Source organism: Sphingobacterium arenae (genome assembly GCF_014692505.1).
GTDB lineage: Bacteria > Bacteroidota > Bacteroidia > Sphingobacteriales > Sphingobacteriaceae > Sphingobacterium > Sphingobacterium arenae.
Genome location: NZ_JACNYK010000001.1, coordinates 111,498 through 127,701 on the forward strand (window position 1 = coordinate 111,498; position 16,204 = coordinate 127,701).

Sequence of the window (16,204 nt, forward strand, 5' to 3'; positions counted from 1 at the left end):
TAAAAATTTTGTCTAGGTTGATTAAAATATTTATTTTATTCTTTAATTATTTCCATTTTTGGCACCAAAGTTTTCATTACTCCCCAAGCGATTAGATAAGCTATCGCACAGAACGAGAAAACGATAAAATAACCTGCTTCTTCGCCTTGAAAGCCCATGAACACCATTTGCGTTTGCGCAGCATGATCAAACAGCTGTCCAGATCCGTAGTTGATAAACGTAGACCCTACACCTCCGGCGAGTCCGCCTATACCCGTAACGGTCGCAATCGCACTTCGTGGAAACATATCCCCCACGGTCGAGAAAATGTTCGCGGACCACGCTTGATGGGCCGCACCGGCAAATCCTATAAATATCACCGGTACCCAATATGAAAGATGGCCAAGCGGTTGCGCTAACAATACAACCAGTGGTACGAAAGCAAATAACAACATCGCCTTCATGCGCCCGTCATACGGATTTAATCCTTTTTTATCAACAAAATAGGTAGGTAACCATCCGCCGATAATAGACAACAATGTTATCAAGTATAATACGAACAAAGCCAATTGTCCTTCCGTGTCGGATGATTTAATGTCGTAAACTGAAGAGAGATAAGCCGGCATCCAGAATAAGAAGAACCACCATACCCCATCGGTCATAAATTTACCAAACGCAAAGGCCCAAGTCTGTTTGTATTTAAAGCAATCTGCGAAGGACATTTTCTTTTTCTCAGCTGGAGCCACCCCCACAACGTCTTCCGGTTCAATATGATGATCACCATCTTGCATAATGTATTCTAATTCGGCTTTGTTTATCTTCGGATGCTTATGCGGCTTCTTATACATAAAAACCCAAAAGCCCATCCAAACAAAACCTAGAGCACCGATTATGATAAAAGACATCTCCCATCCCCAATGAGCGGCAATCACCGGAATGGTAAGTGGCGCTGCCAACGCACCAATAGTAGCTCCGGCGTTGAAAATACTGGTAGAAAGGGCTCTATCCTTTTTAGGAAAGAACTCGGCCGTAGCCTTAATCGCTGCCGGAAAGTTTCCGGCTTCCCCTACGGCTAGCACAAAGCGCGCAAAAATAAAGAGTGTGACACTCACATTGACAACAAGTGCGACATCGTTTACGCGACTGATTGCTTCCTTAGCTCCCTCAAATCCAACAAACCATTCTCCCGCGACGATTCCCGACGTAGCAATACCACAAAATGCATGCAATACAGCTCCGACAGACCAGATACCAATTGCCCAAAGAAAGCCTTTTTTAGTATCCATCCAATCCACAAATCGCCCGGCAAATAGCATACTTACAGCATAAAATATAGAGAATAATGCTGTGATCAATCCGTAATCACTATTTGTCCAATGAAACTCTGGCGCAATAAAATCTTTCCATGTGAGCGACAGTACCTGTCTGTCCAAATAGTTAATCGTTGTTGCAAAAAATAGCAGGCCACATATCGTCCACCTATAATTGCTTTTCTTTTCCATGTTCATTGGTATAGTTTTTTTGTTTTTAATTCTTGTTTCTCGCTATAATAAACTTATCCCTCACTTTCCGCGCGAGCCCGCGCGATGAGTTGCAATGCTTGTTGTGTCTTTTCTGCTAGTCCATTTACCTGCTTGGGATTGATTAATTTACTACCCATTCCCACGGCGCAAACACCGGCCTTAAACCATGATTTTAAATTCTCGATCTCTATATCTACTCCCCCGGTGGGAATAAACAGTTGCCCTTTAAACAGCTCCCTAATAGCAGACACAAAACCTGGCCCTAGGACATTCGCAGGAAAAAGCTTGATCACACCAGCTTTATTTTGTTGCGCCAAAGCTATTTCTGTAGGAGTCATACAGCCCGGAATCCATAATAAATCGTGACTATGTGCTAAATCTCCTACGCTGGGCGTAACGATAGGAGCGACGATAAAGTCTGCACCCAGACTAATAAATTTTTCTGCTTCGGCATTCGTTTTTATCGTACCTATACCGAGCTGAAGCTCCGGCATTTCCTCATTTCGGGCGTTTATGAGTGCTTTGAAAACTCTTTTCGCTTCTTCTCCGCGATTGGTAAATTCAAAAACACGTATTCCCGAGGCATATAATGTCTTTACAATAGCTATACTTTCCTGCTCGTCTGTATGGAAAAACAAAGGCAGCATTCCTTGTTTTAAAATTGCATCTAAAACTTCTTTTCTCTTACTCATTATAATGTAAATTTGTTCTTTTTAAAGATTTTCCTTAACATCTTTTCGCTGACGGGTTTAGGTGTCGCTAGAATATTTCGGAAAGATAGCCATTTGCATGCAGAAATCCATAAAATGATTACTACAAGGATTTCGTTGATTACCTGTCATTTCATAGAGATGATAAATTGGTAATCAACGAAATTCTCTGCTTGCGATTAGAAATTAAAATATTCTTTCGCGTTGTGATAACTGATGTCGCCTACGATTTTTCCGATCCACTCGATATCATTCGGCAATTCGCCCTTTTCTACATCTTCTCCAAAAATATCACATACCAATCGTCTGAAATATTCGTGCCTTGGGAACGACAAGAAGCTTCGAGAATCTGTCAGCATCCCAACTAAGCGGCTCAATAATCCCATATTCGACAAAGCATTTATCTGTTTGGTCATGCCATCTTTTTGATCAAGAAACCACCAGGCCGATCCAAATTGAATTTTTCCCTTAATGGAGCCGTCGTTAAAGTTCCCGATCATCGTAGCGATCAACTCATTATCTGCCGGATTAAGGTTATATAAAATCGTTTTCGTCAACTTATCTTCGTTATCCAATCGATTGAGGAATTTGGAAAGTGCTTTCGCCTGGCTAAAATCACCGATGGAGTCCCAGCCTGTATCCGGACCGTTTACACGTAGCATACGCGCGTTATTATTACGCAACGCTCCTAAATGATACTGTTGAACCCAGCCTTTTTCGTGATCCCATTCGGCAAACTGCACCAACATGGCTGATTTAAATTTCAAATTTTCGCTATGTGTTAGCGTTTGATTTGCTCTTATTTTTTCGAAAATAGCCCCGATTTCCTGATCTGTATAATCTTCGGCATAAATCTGCTCCAATCCGTGGTCGGATACGGAACAGCCGTTGTCAGCGAAGAAATCATGTCTCGCCTTCAATGCGTCTAAGTAAGCCGAAAAACTTCCAATAGATGTATTTGTTACCGCCTCTACTTGATCAATATAAGCATTCAGTGCCTCCACATCATCACTGTTCATAGCCTTATCCGGACGAAACGCCGGAAGCATCTTAAAGCTCTCCTGTTCTTTTGCAAACTGCTGGTGAAAATTCAAGGAATCGATCGGATCATCCGTGGTACACACGACCTCTACATTCATCATCTTCAACAACCCCCGAACAGAATAGCTCGGTTCTGCTAATTTAGCTGCCGTTTCCTCGTAGATCTTTTCTGCCGTTTTGGGTGATAGCAAATCCTGGATTCCAAAATAACGCTGAAGTTCTAGATGCGTCCAGTGGTACAACGGGTTACGTAGCGTATAGGGAACAGTCTCCGCCCATTTCAAAAACTTATCTTTATCAGAGGCATCGCCCGTAATATATTTTTCGTCCACCCCATTGGCACGCATAGCCCGCCATTTATAGTGGTCACCATTCAGCCAAACTTGACTTATGTTTTGGAATTGGCTATCGTTCACAATTTGTTCCGGTATCAAATGATTGTGGTAATCGATAATCGGCAAATTCTTGGAGAATTGGTGATATAACGTTTCTGCTGTTTTACTATTTAATAAGAAATTGTCGTCTAAAAATGTTTTCATGATCATGATTGTTTATAAACTAACCCCTCTCTTCCAGGGTATAAAGTCGTCTTGGTTTAATTGAACTGCTTTTGGTATAATCTCGCCACTGGCTGCTTTGATACAATATTCGAGAATATCTTCTCCCATTTCCTCAATAGTTTTATCACCATCAATAATAGGCCCCGTATTGATATCAATAATATCTGCCATCCGTTGCGCCAGTGTATTATTCGTGGCGACCTTAATAACGGGACAAATAGGGTTCCCTGTGGGCGTGCCCAACCCCGTTGTAAACAAAATTAACGTAGCGCCCGACGCAGCTTTTCCGGTCGTTGCTTCCACATCGTTTCCAGGGGTACATACAAGATTTAATCCCGGTTTTGTGGCTTCTTCTGTATAGTCCAGTACGTCAACCACAGGCGATGTTCCTCCTTTTTTTGCAGCTCCGGTACTCTTTATTGCATCCGTAATCAAACCATCCCGAATGTTTCCGGGAGACGGATTCATGTGAAACCCCGAGCCCACATTTTCCGCTGCCTGGCTGTAAGCTCCCATTAATCGGATGAATTTATGGGCCGCCTCCGGTTCTATCGTCCTATCAATTAGGTTTTGCTCGGCTCCACACAATTCCGGAAATTCAGCCAGCAATACTTTCCCCCCCAAAGCGACGAGCAAATCAGAGGTATAACCTACCGCGGGATTTGCCGATATTCCACTGAAACCGTCGCTACCGCCACATTTCACGCCCAAGGTCAATTTGCTTAGCGGTGCGGGTTGCCGTTCTAATTTATTAATCTCGATCAGGTCGATGAAAGTCTTCTGTATAGCTTCTTTAATAAGCTGCTCTTCGCTTTTCGACTGCTGCTGTTCAAAAACGTGAATAGGCTTGTTAAAGTTCGGATTCCGTTCTTTTATATCCGTCAGTAAATCGCTTAGTTGTAAATTCTGGCAGCCAAGGCTCAAAACGGTAACACCTGCTACATTAGGGTGATCGGCATACGCCGCCAATAGTTTCCCTAAAACGGCCGCATCCTGCCGGATACCGCCACAACCTCCTTGGTGATTTAAGAACTTTATACCATCTACATTCTTAAATACCCTATTCTTTTGATGAGAAGCTACACTTAATTGTTCAGGCGACAACGCACTGATGTCCTGTCCAGCTTCATACGCGGCTAATAGTTCGTGGGTGAAAGCACGATATTTTCCGGTCACGGAATACCCCAATTCGTTGTGAAGTGCTTCTTTGATAACGTCCAGGTTTCTATTTTCACAGAATACCGTTGGTACAAATAACCAATAATTAGCTGTCCCGACTCGACCGTCCGCCCGCACATAGCCATTAAAGGTTCTCCCTTCAAAACGGGAGACATCCGGAGCCTCCCAAGTGTATTCATAAGGTCGAAATGTATAGGGATCCGCGGCATGCTTGGTATTGTCCGTATTCATAATACCACCCAGCGGCACGGTATATTGTGTTTTCCCTACCAATACCCCATACATGTATATCTCATCCCCTTGGTGCATTTCCTGCATAAAAAACTTATGCTTTGCCGGCACATCTTGTGGCAAAGTATAAACGACACCGTTAAATTCAATCTGCTCTCCCATTGACAAATCTTGCAATGCCACCAAGACGTTATCCTTCGGGTGGATTCTTAATATTCTACTTGCCATTCTGCATTTAAATTTTCATTTAATAATTATCTATGAGTGTTAAATCTCAATTGTATAGATGAGCTCGTTACACTCGGTTTTTTTCTTTAAGGCAATGAAGCTTGCATGGACCTGTTTAGTCCATGCAGGTTTCAATTGTTTTTAATACGCCATTGGCGTTTATTTCATCCAAATATTGCTTCACTGCCTGTTCAAACTCGGGATACGTCGTCAAATCTTTTCCCCATAGGCTATCATCGTGCAATACATTGTGTACGACCGTCTGCGGGTTCTTCCAATAATCGAATAACACAGGCGCGAATTCATCTTGCAATGCAATCTCTTGTCCGTTTATTTCCTGTACATATTGCCCGTTTTGCGCTTTGGTATTCATGAATTTAATATACGCTGCAAAACCTAATGCCATATGTGGCGGGGGAACTAAGTTCTTTTTATACCATTTCTCCAACAGCGCAATGTTACGCATGTTCATTTTGGACGTGTAATTTAAGGCTATACTTTCCCACCGATGTTCTAAGAACGGGTTGCTAAACCGATCAATTACACGGTTGGAAAAATCTTCGGCGTCTTGTGTTTCAATATGTTGATCTACAATTGCTTTGCTGATTTCATTTTTCATCAAGCCCTTTACAAAGGCATTAAAAACGTTGTTTTGCATCGCTTCTTTTACCGTTGTAAAACCACTCCACAAAGCCGCAGCACAACTCAATGTATGTGTCCCGTTAAGCAAACGTAATTTGATCTCTTTAAATTTATCAATAGATGGAACAAGGACGACGCCACTGTCCACCTCCGCAAAAGAAAGAATTTGCTTTACCCGCTGCGAATCGGTTTCAATAGCCCATAAGCGGAAAGGCTCAGCCATAATCATGAGTTGATCCTGGTATCCCAGTTCCTGCTCAGTCTGTTGCTGTTCTTCTTTCGGTAAACGACCAGGTACAATACGATCTACTAAAGTGTTACAAAAGTCATTCGCTTCATCAAGCCATACCAAGAAGTCTTTGTCTAAGTTGTTTTGTACCGCTAAACTGTGTAAGATTTTTTTCAGTTTAGTCGCGTTATCAGAAATCAATTCCGTCGGTAGAATAACCAGCCCCTTTGTGGTATCAGCATGGAAGTAGCGATAGCGCTCATAGAGGAAAGACAACAATTTTCCCGGAAACGACGCGGGTGGATTGTCGGTTATCTGGTCGTTACTCAATACGATCCCTACTTCGGTGGTATTCGAAAATACGACCTGCATATCAGGATTGCGTGCAGCCTCCAAAATCGCTTCCCAATCTTTCGAAGCAGATAGTACCCGTGAAATCGCATTATTGATGCTATACCTCACCACTTCCTGCCCTTCTTCTATTCCTTTTATGCATAAGGTATACAACCCACTCTGCTCTGCAAATTCATCTGTACCCGATGATGATGTCGACTTAACGACTAAAACACGACCATTAAATACACCCGCTTTATTTGCTTTATCCACAAAATAATCGGGTAACCCTCTCAACAACACACCTGTGCCAAACTGCAATACGCGTTCCGGCAATTCAAAGGAGCTACCTTCTGGTAACTCAACCTTGCTTACATCTATTTTTTCTATATTCTCTCTTGAAAGTAACATGCTTTTACTTTTTTATCACTTTATTTTCCTTCCACTTGGGGTATTCTTTTTCCAATAATTTGATTGGCCAGTTGCCAAACCAAGCATACCCATTTTTTCGTTCATCGGATATTTCCGAAAAATCGTAGGTTACGCTATTATCCCGATCGCCAAACAACGGCTTGTTATTCTCGATATCATAAAATCTCGACCATATTACAGATGTATTGTCGGGTACTAAATCCCGAACTATTTGCCCCGTTTTCGAATTTGTCGTTTTATCAAACCGATAACCTTCTAGATCATGTACTTCGAACCAACGAACAGCGGATTCTATGGCCTTTTCTATCTCCGGTGTTACGGGCTGTTTCATCAAAAAACGAACAATATTGACCGATTCTGATGTACTTAACGAAACCGGCTCAAACGCTCTTGCCTGGTCGGGTTGAAGTGTTTTCTCATCGTATTGCGCTGCCCAAATGGTCAAGGAATCTCCTTGTATAACTTGTGTTCTCAAGATGCAGTCTATGCCTCTGGTCACCGCATCCATCGCACACTCTTTTAATCGATTGTCCGCTAGAGCGACAAAATCCTTCTTCTCTTTTGCCAGGTTATCCAATACCGTCAGTACGTTGATCATCGCATTATCGTTGTACGTGATTTGTCCCCGATATAGGGATTTATTGGGATAGTATTGCGGAAAACCACCATTTTCATATTGTGCTTCCAACAGGTATTCTATTCCTCGGCGAGCCGCCTTTAGATAATTCGTATGCTGTGTTTTGGTATAGGCCTCGATCAAGATGTTAATTTCTCGCGTTGTTGCACCATTGTCTATGGTGGCGTATTTTTCGTCTGTCGCGTTGATTTTTTGAAGCAACTCTTTTGTTAACGGCAAAGCATAGTTAACCGCTTTTTTATCCACCAACTGTTTTCCCCATGCACCATTCGGAAGTTGGTACACGAGCACCTTCTCTGCTAAGCTATCCTTTTCTTGCGCGAAAGCCAAAAAAGATAATCCGAACAAACAGCACCATATGGATAATCTAATATGCCACATCTTTTTTATTTAGCTTTTTTTAGTAACCATTGCACCAGTTCATGCGCCGCATCAAAGTTCTGGTATTCTGCAGGTAGTTTACGCCCGTCTACATATTCATTATACAACCACGGATCGCCAATAGCGAAAACAGTTCCTTTACCGTATTTTGCGGTCGCAATGATAATATCCCCTTGTTCCTGCACAAGTGGTTTCGCTGGTTTTACCGCATTTATCGTCGATATTTCTTTCACATAAATCTTTTGAGTCTTTTTGAATATCCCCGTTTTGGCAGGGATAACGACCGCACCGTCCGCATAATTGCTTCCCTTCACCATATTGCGGTTATCCTCATTAAAAGTAATCCCAAATTTCTGTGACAGCGTATTAAATTTCGCTATTTCACAATTTCCCGCGTCATTCGCCAATAAAACCAACACGCCTCCTCCACGAACCCACTGGGCAATTTCATTCGCCTCGGCCTCATTCATAAAATTAGGGCTTGTCGTTTCCTTTTCGGTATCTGGATCTACAATAATATAGACATTACTATTCGCCAATTTCTGTTGTGTCGGCGCTTCCCGCAATGTATTCAAAACCCCTCCATACTGTTCAAAGATACGTCCTAACAAAAAGAAACCATTGTTATCCTGACCGTCCCAAAGGTAATGATAAGGTTTCATTTGACCGTCCGGTGCTTTCTTGTACTCGTTATTATAATAATTATCTAACGTAACATGAACTTTCTTTTTACTTTTTGCCGACCGCGCAAATTCTATCTCCGACGCAGCTGAAATAAATGGCCCTACCCCTTTGGGGTCGTTTGGTTTCACGGGTTCACTCATATAATATTCAAAACTACCGTCGCGATAGTTTTTCGATCCCCCCAAGCCAGAAACCGTGACCACATGGTTGATATTCACTCGGTCCGGTCCATCTGGGGTGATAAATTGTTTTACCAAGCCCGCATACCCTTTATCAATATGCTTTTGAAAATCCGTCTTCGGAACATATCCTTTTCGCACCGCTTTCGCCATAGCATATACAAACATGCTCGATGCCGAAGCTTCGACATAATTCCCCTTACGCGTACCTAAATCCACGATATCATACCATACCGATGTCTTTGGATCTTGATACTTCGCGACAGCCGTTAATGTCCGGTGTAGGATTTGCACCAACTTTTCCCTTCCCGGATGTTCCGTTGGAAAATAATCCAGCACATCGACTAAAGCCATCGCGTACCATCCCATACCACGTGCCCAAAAATGTTTGGAAAGACCTGTTTCTGGATTTGCCCATCTTTCGTTACGGGATTCATCCCAACCGTGGTATAACAATCCGGTCTTTTCATCACGTGCATGATTCTCCATATAGGTGAATTGATTCACGACGTCATCGTATATACTGTCAATTCCCATCAAATCGGCATATTCCGTATAAAATGGTTGAGCCATATACAAGCCATCTAGCCACATTTGATAAGGATATACTTTCTTATGCCAAAATCCTCCCTCCTTGGTCCGGGGGTGCGTCAAAAGCTGATTATAGACTTTTTCGCTAGCCTTTAGATATTTCGGTTTTCCGGTAACTTTATACAGAAACAACAACGACCGCCCATTTTTGACGTGATCTATATTGTACTCTTCTGGTCTATAGTTACGGATATCGCCATCTTCGGTTACAAACTGATCCATCCAACCCTGTACATAATCAAAATAGGTTTTATCACCTGTATTCCGCCAAACATCAACCATCCCTTCTAATACCACACCCATATCGTACGTCCACTGCGGTCCTTTTTCTTTGTTCGTAAAACGGGCATCTTTATACAGCGAATCCATCGCCGTAATAGCCATTTTTTCAGACAACGCTTTTTCTTGTCCGAAACCAAGTTGTATAAATAGCAATAAGCAACTAATTATACCTATCTGTATCCTCATCTCTTTATTATCGTTAATTTTTAATTTTTCGCTGCATTACTGTACCGTTAACGCCTTTTCCGATGCGCTATGTATAAATGCACTTACATCCCCAACCCGACATCAGCAGTATAGTAGTATTTATTATCTTGATATATTGTTTCTTTTGTCTCATTTTACCTCTTGCGTGTTTATTTTTGGTTGCTTTCTCAAGCAAGTCTACATCCTTTGGATAGAAAAAGAAAGAAAAAACTATGCAATCGTTACCGGAGAATCATACGTTGTTCGCATCTTGACGTAGATAGTTTCTCTATCCTTTTGTAAGGCATTGCCTCTTTTTGACACGACTTTGTGACAAAGCCCCGTCCAAAGGTCAATAAACAAGATCAAAATTAAATGTAGGGATTAATAATCAGTTTAACAGTGAGTTAGCCTAAAATTAAAAACGCAAACGTTATCGGTAACGTTTGCGAAAGAAATACATGTGCTCTATACCTGAAAAGCTAATCAAACTCTATGACTGTCTTGATACCCGAAAGCAAGGGTTTGTCAGGATTGTTGAATAATTCTGGTACATCCATAAAATTTACGCGTCTAGTAATAAACTGTGCCGCGTCTAATGATTTATCCCTCAGTCTTTCCATAACATATGCAAAGTCACTCGCTAGAGCGTTTCGGCTACTCATCAATGTTCCTTCCCGCTTATGAAACTCGGGATGGCTAAAATGTATCTCTTCTTTTTGCAATCCCACAAGGACATAACGTGCGCCATGCGCCATATACTGAAAAGCATTGTTGATAGCGCCGGTATTGCCGGTTGCATCAAATAGGAGTGTAGCCATATCTCCATCCGTTATGCTCGCCAATTGTGCATGCACATCTGCATCGAGCGCGGAAACCGTGTAAGAAGCGCCTAATTCCTTCGCATAAGCTAAACGGTTATCGTCAACATCTAACGCGATGACCTTTGCACCGGCAATATTTGCCAAGGCAATAATCCCTAAACCGATTGGACCTGCACCGATTACAAGTACAAATTCGTCAGAGATGATCGCTCCCCGCTGTATACCATGTGCTCCGATGGACAAGGGTTCTACAAGTACCAGATCATCATAATCCAATCCTTCTTCCTTACGCAAAGCGTGTGAGGGCACGACGACGTATTCTGCCATCGCCCCGTCGACATGAACGCCTAGTACACGCATATCATTCGTACAATTGGGTTTTCCCATCCGCGACGCAATATCTTTGCCTTCCGTGAAATAAGGAATAACCGTTACTTTATCGCCCGGCGCAAATCCTACTGCATCTCCTTCTACATAATCAGCAGCAACCTCGTGCCCCAATACGCGTGGGTAAGTAAAAAAAGGCTGTCGACCCGCAAAAGCATGGATATCTGTTCCACATATTCCAATTTTACGGATACGCAATAAGGACTCTCCTTTTGCGGGAATAGGAATATCTGCCTCTTCAAACGCAAATCTCCCTGGCTCCATGCAAACTAATTTCTTCATCTATTATCTCTTTTTTAAATCGTTCATTAAGGGTATACTTTGTTCTTTTATAGCTTGAACAACGAGATTGGCAATGGTTTCTGCGCCATGTTCGTTCAAATGTGTATTATCTACCGCTCCCTTCGGGTAGTTTGGATAGCCTTCCGGAAGATGCAAAAATAAACTTATTGATCCCTTTTCTCCTAATTCTGTCAAGAGATTGGAGGTCTGTGTCGTGAGATCGATAAGGGGTACACCTAAACTGTCCGCCACTTCTCTCACCGCGTCGGGATACTCACCATGCGTGTCAACGAGTTTTCCGCCCTCAAAAGCACGGCGGGCAATAGGTGTTAGCAAGATAGGTTCGCCTTTTTTTGAGCGTGTCTCGGTGACAAAAAATGATAGATTTGCTTTATACTCCTCTATCGTTGTTCCCGTATTCGGCTTATGCACTTTCTCATCATTGTGACCAAATTGAATAAAAACATAGTCACCCGGCTGAATGCCTTCATATACTTTTGTCCAAATACCCTCCTTTATACAAGATTTTGTGCTTCTGCCGTTTCTTGCTTCATTTTGCACTTCTGCATATGCCTTAAATTTTGTCGCAAACGCCACTCCCCAACCTGTCTCCGGAAATTTGTCTGGTGCTTTGATAGCCATCGTCGAATCCCCGATCATCCATATATTCTTTTTGCTAGGCCGCATCATAAAGCTGCAGAGAAGCCCCAAAATAAGTATACCACTTAACGGCCGCAAAATATTTTTTTTTCGCATATCTATTGGTTTATTAATTTTAACATCGCTTTATCCTTCGGGATGTCAATTTCCACATTTTTTCAGAATTAACCATAAAATTAAACGCAATCGTTGCCGGTAACGATTGCACATTTACTTGTTGTCATCTTTCAAAGAAATGTGTATTCTTGTGATTACCAATATGTAAATCAAAAACAGGACTATGAACAAATTTTCTATACTTTCACTTGCTTTTGTGCTATCATCCGGCTTAGCAGCTTTCGCACAGAGCCCTTATGTTTCATCTGTATGGGTTGCCGATTTAGGAGATGGACGATACCAAAACCCCATTTTACATGCCGATTACTCCGACCCCGATGCCATCCGTGTAGGAGACGATTTTTACATGACGGCTTCTAGCTTCAATCACGCCCCAGGACTTCCTGTTCTTCATTCCAAAGATTTGGTGAATTGGAAAATCGTATCACACGCTCTACCTCGACAAATACCGGAAGATGTTTTCCGTGCGGTACAACATGGAAATGGTGTGTGGGCACCCGCTATTCGCTATCACGAAAACGAATTCTATATCTACTGGGGTGATCCCGATTTCGGGATCTATATGGTCAAGACAGAAAACCCATCCGGAGATTGGTCAGAGCCCGTTTTGGTGTTTGAGGGCAAAGGTCTGATTGACCCCTGTCCTTTTTGGGACGAGGATGGCAACAATTATCTGTCTTTCGCTTATGCTGGGAGTCGTGCTGGACTAAAGAGTGTCGTGGCTATTGCGCGACTGAATGCAACCGGTAGCAAGGTACTGGATCGAGGCGTTATCGTATACGACGGACATGAAGATGACCCTACCATTGAAGGAACCAAGATGCATAAACGTAATGGCTATTATTATCTGTTTGCCCCCGCCGGAGGTGTTGCTACTGGATGGCAGCTCGTTTTACGTTCCAAGAATATATATGGCCCATACGAACGGCATGTTGCCATGCATCAGGGAAGCGCAGCCACCAATGGTCCACATCAAGGGGCGTGGATAGATACGCAAACAGGGGAAGACTGGTTTATACATTTCCAAGACAAGGATGCTTATGGTCGTATCGTCCATCTGCAACCGATGAAATGGGTTAACGACTGGCCTGTTATAGGTGTCGAGAATGATATCAAGGGTACTGGCGAACCTGTCTTAACATATAAAAAGCCGAATGTAGGAAAAACTCATCCTGTAGAAACACCTGCTGAATCGGATGAGTTCGATACGCCGTTACTTGGGAAGCAATGGCAATGGCAGGCCAACCCAGATGGCACCTGGCTTATGCCGAGTAAGCATGGACATTTGACCTTATATACACAGCAGGTCCCGGAAACCTACAAAAATTTGTTAGACATCTCTAATGTGTTGACACAGAAGTTTCCTGCAGAGGAATTTATGGCAACCACCAAAATGCGGCTTATCGGTAACGAAAAGGTAGAGAATGAACGCGCAGGTTTTGCGGTAGTGGGAGAAGACTACAGCCAACTTTACGTTAAACAGGGAAAAGGCAAACAGACACTACACTATGCCCGTTGTGAAAAAGGGTTAACTTCGGGCAAAGAGTCTGTCACAGATGTTATCGATTTACAAGAAGGGGACTATATATATCTCCGCGTAAAAGTAAACAAGGGGGCAATCTGCCAATGGTCTTATAGTCTGGATGGCAAAAAATATACCTCGGTAGGAGAAGCATTTACAGCACAACCCGGTAAATGGATTGGTGCTACGCTGGGCTTGTATGCCATACGGGATAATAACATCAACGATAGCGGCTACGCTGAGTTTGATTGGTTTCGGGTAGAACCGCTAAAATAAAAAGACAAACCGAGCGTAGCGAACTCGTGAAATAATTATATACATATAAAATATGAACGTACGCAGCATATTATTACTATTTTGTGCCGCCTTCATCGCGATAGCGGGTAGGGGACAAACCATCGATAATCGATTTGAGCTAACCGTGGCTCAAGATGGATCCGGTGATTTTACGACGGTACAAGCAGCCGTTAATCAGGTGAGGGATCATGCTGAAAAACGGGTAGTCATCCATATCAAGGCGGGTACCTATAACGAAAAAATCGTCATTCCCTCGTTTAAACGTAACATTACCCTGAAGGGTGAGGGGGCCGCGAAAACGATTATCCAATTTGATGATTATTCGGGCAAGCCTTTTCGCGGAATTGACGTCACAGGGGATTCCAAATTCAGCACGTATACCTCTTATACGGTATTAGTCGACGCCAACGATTGCACGCTGGAGAATTTAACGATCGCCAATGTCGCTGGACGGGTAGGGCAGGCGGTAGCCTTGCACACAGCAGGGGATCGGCTGGTTGTTCGAAATTGTCATATTTTAGGTAATCAAGACACGCTTTATTTAGCGAAAGCAGGTACCCGTAACTTTTTTGAAAACTGCTTTATCAACGGTACGACCGATTTTATCTTCGGTGCTGCGACGGCGTATTTCCTACATTGTCACATAGAGAGTTTATCAAATTCCTATATCACGGCCGCATCCACAACGACTGAAGATCGCTATGGTTTTGTCTTTGAGTCCTGCAGATTAACGGCCAAGGACGAGCAAGTGAATAAGGTTTACCTTGGCAGACCATGGCGCCCATTTGCCAAAACCGTCTTCCTGAATACGGAAATGGGTATACATATTACACCAGAAGGGTGGCATCCTTGGCCGGGCGATAAAAACTTTCCCGATAAAGAGAAAACAGCTTTTTATGCCGAATACAGTAGTCGTGGACCAGGTGCAAAAGACCTGTCAAAAAGAGTAGATTGGTCGCATCAGTTAAAGAAATCAGATCTCAAAAAATATAGTCAAGAAAAGGTTCTAAACGGATGGAATCCCTTATAAACAGAAAACTTTATGAATAGATATAAACTCGCGGTATTTACCCTGGTATTCTGTATCTTACTTACTTCTTTCTCGTATCAAAAGGTAACGACCATCTATCTCATTGGTGACTCCACAGTCGCCGACTATTCATTGGAAGACGATTACGACAGCAAGCGCTATCCGTTAGTCGGCTGGGGACAGGTTTTTCAACCTTTCTTTGTCACAGATAGTTTAAAACACGTGGAACATCTTCTTGGCAAAATAGATCGAGTAAAAATAGACGATCGCGCCAAAGGCGGACGAAGTACACGTACCTTTTTTCAGGAAGGGCGTTGGGCGGCAATATACAAAAACCTTCAAAAGGGAGATGTGGTAATGATGCAATTTGGACACAATGACGGCGCGGTGAATAAGCCTGAGCGGTACGTGAATACCCTAGGGTACAAAGAGTTCCTTCGTCTATTTATTAATCAGACTCGCGAGCGAGGAGCGCTTCCGATTTTACTTACACCGGTAGCGCGAAACTATCCATGGAAGGAGGGGAGGCTCCACAACGTACATGGTGAATATCCCCAGGCTATGAAGGACGTGGCCATCGAAATGGATGTCAAGTTAATTGATCTAAACGAACTGTCGATGGCTCATTTCTCAGAAAAAGGACAAGATTATGTCACCAAAAGTTATTTTATGAATTTTCCTGCCGGACAATTTCGGGCCTATCCCGACGGGCAGAAGGATAATACCCATTTCCAAGTGGCGGGAGGTAAAGCTGTTGCTCAGTTGGTTTTCGACGCAATGAAAGGATTATAGTTATGCAACCGATGTTACAAATAGCTCGTTCGCAAGACGAATGACAACGTTGCCGGCAACGTTTGCGTAACTTTTTTGAAACATTCGCGTTGTGTTAATTTAGTAAATACCCTATCATTGTAATAACATAATTAATAAACCAAATGCACTTTTTAGGAGAGCGTTGTGTTTCAAAGGAGTGATAATCCAACGGATAAACGTTTTAATAGGTATCATTTTAAAAAAGCAAATTTAAACTAGTCGAACGCTAGGGATAGATGGCAAAT

Annotated in this window: 12 protein-coding genes; 3 read left to right on the plus strand and 9 right to left on the minus strand. The window is 42.7% G+C overall.

Translation table 11 applies throughout. The annotated features are described in order from the left end of the window. Nucleotides 1–35: 35 nt before the first annotated feature. The 9 genes from H8B17_RS00620 to H8B17_RS00660 form a co-directional block, all read right to left on the minus strand. Entirely contained in the window at nucleotides 36–1,487 is a 1,452-nt protein-coding gene (locus H8B17_RS00620; RefSeq protein WP_190307252.1) for an MFS transporter, read from the minus strand. Between the two features lie 47 nt (nucleotides 1,488–1,534). Then, a complete protein-coding gene (locus tag H8B17_RS00625; protein WP_190307253.1) occupies nucleotides 1,535–2,194 on the minus strand; it encodes a beta/alpha barrel domain-containing protein in 660 nt (219 codons plus the stop codon). A 197-nt stretch (nucleotides 2,195–2,391) separates the two neighbouring features. Continuing rightward, complete coding sequence (gene uxaC, locus H8B17_RS00630; protein WP_190307254.1) at nucleotides 2,392–3,792, minus strand: glucuronate isomerase; 1,401 nt, start codon at nucleotides 3,790–3,792, stop codon at nucleotides 2,392–2,394. Between the two features lie 12 nt (nucleotides 3,793–3,804). Beyond that, a complete protein-coding gene (locus tag H8B17_RS00635) occupies nucleotides 3,805–5,451 on the minus strand; it encodes a UxaA family hydrolase (protein ID WP_190307255.1) in 1,647 nt (548 codons plus the stop codon). A gap of 115 nt (nucleotides 5,452–5,566) precedes the next feature. Further along, nucleotides 5,567–7,066, minus strand: a complete 1,500-nt coding sequence (locus tag H8B17_RS00640) for a tagaturonate reductase (RefSeq protein ID WP_190307256.1) — start codon at nucleotides 7,064–7,066, stop codon at nucleotides 5,567–5,569. A gap of 4 nt (nucleotides 7,067–7,070) precedes the next feature. Beyond that, entirely contained in the window at nucleotides 7,071–8,105 is a 1,035-nt protein-coding gene (gene pelA, locus H8B17_RS00645; protein ID WP_190307257.1) for a pectate lyase, read from the minus strand. 5 nt (nucleotides 8,106–8,110) lie between these two features. Beyond that, nucleotides 8,111–10,027, minus strand: coding sequence for a glycoside hydrolase family 88/105 protein (locus H8B17_RS00650; RefSeq protein WP_190307258.1), 1,917 nt, complete (start codon nucleotides 10,025–10,027; stop codon nucleotides 8,111–8,113). 482 nt (nucleotides 10,028–10,509) lie between these two features. Further along, nucleotides 10,510–11,520: a zinc-binding alcohol dehydrogenase family protein gene (locus H8B17_RS00655; protein ID WP_190307259.1), complete on the minus strand. Its 1,011-nt coding sequence runs from the start codon at nucleotides 11,518–11,520 to the stop codon at nucleotides 10,510–10,512. Between the two features lie 3 nt (nucleotides 11,521–11,523). Next, on the minus strand, nucleotides 11,524–12,276 hold the full coding sequence (locus tag H8B17_RS00660) for a rhamnogalacturonan acetylesterase (RefSeq protein WP_190307260.1): 753 nt from the start codon (nucleotides 12,274–12,276) through the stop codon (nucleotides 11,524–11,526). 184 nt (nucleotides 12,277–12,460) lie between these two features. Here H8B17_RS00660 and H8B17_RS00665 point away from each other — a divergent pair, with 184 nt between their 5' ends. Genes H8B17_RS00665 through H8B17_RS00675 form a run of 3 tightly spaced genes read left to right on the plus strand, consistent with a single transcriptional unit; the run spans nucleotide 12,461 to nucleotide 15,938 of the window. After that, nucleotides 12,461–14,095, plus strand: a complete 1,635-nt coding sequence (locus H8B17_RS00665) for a glycoside hydrolase family 43 protein (RefSeq protein ID WP_190307261.1) — start codon at nucleotides 12,461–12,463, stop codon at nucleotides 14,093–14,095. A 52-nt stretch (nucleotides 14,096–14,147) separates the two neighbouring features. Continuing rightward, nucleotides 14,148–15,146, plus strand: coding sequence for a pectinesterase family protein (locus H8B17_RS00670; RefSeq protein ID WP_190307262.1), 999 nt, complete (start codon nucleotides 14,148–14,150; stop codon nucleotides 15,144–15,146). 12 nt (nucleotides 15,147–15,158) lie between these two features. Next, on the plus strand, nucleotides 15,159–15,938 hold the full coding sequence (locus tag H8B17_RS00675; RefSeq protein WP_190307263.1) for a rhamnogalacturonan acetylesterase: 780 nt from the start codon (nucleotides 15,159–15,161) through the stop codon (nucleotides 15,936–15,938). The last annotated feature ends 266 nt before the right edge of the window (nucleotides 15,939–16,204 follow it).

Bases quoted from the DNA above. Each gene is read 5' to 3' on its own strand.
- H8B17_RS00620 (WP_190307252.1), bottom strand. From the start codon at position 1,487: ATGAACATGGAAAAGAAAAGCAATTATAGGTGGACGATATGTGGCCTG.
- H8B17_RS00625 (WP_190307253.1), bottom strand. From the start codon at position 2,194: ATGAGTAAGAGAAAAGAAGTTTTAGATGCAATTTTAAAACAAGGAATG.
- uxaC (WP_190307254.1), bottom strand. From the start codon at position 3,792: ATGAAAACATTTTTAGACGACAATTTCTTATTAAATAGTAAAACAGCA.
- H8B17_RS00635 (WP_190307255.1), bottom strand. From the start codon at position 5,451: ATGGCAAGTAGAATATTAAGAATCCACCCGAAGGATAACGTCTTGGTG.
- H8B17_RS00640 (WP_190307256.1), bottom strand. From the start codon at position 7,066: ATGTTACTTTCAAGAGAGAATATAGAAAAAATAGATGTAAGCAAGGTT.
- pelA (WP_190307257.1), bottom strand. From the start codon at position 8,105: ATGTGGCATATTAGATTATCCATATGGTGCTGTTTGTTCGGATTATCT.
- H8B17_RS00650 (WP_190307258.1), bottom strand. From the start codon at position 10,027: ATGAGGATACAGATAGGTATAATTAGTTGCTTATTGCTATTTATACAA.
- H8B17_RS00655 (WP_190307259.1), bottom strand. From the start codon at position 11,520: ATGAAGAAATTAGTTTGCATGGAGCCAGGGAGATTTGCGTTTGAAGAG.
- H8B17_RS00660 (WP_190307260.1), bottom strand. From the start codon at position 12,276: ATGCGAAAAAAAAATATTTTGCGGCCGTTAAGTGGTATACTTATTTTG.
- H8B17_RS00665 (WP_190307261.1), top strand. From the start codon at position 12,461: ATGAACAAATTTTCTATACTTTCACTTGCTTTTGTGCTATCATCCGGC.
- H8B17_RS00670 (WP_190307262.1), top strand. From the start codon at position 14,148: ATGAACGTACGCAGCATATTATTACTATTTTGTGCCGCCTTCATCGCG.
- H8B17_RS00675 (WP_190307263.1), top strand. From the start codon at position 15,159: ATGAATAGATATAAACTCGCGGTATTTACCCTGGTATTCTGTATCTTA.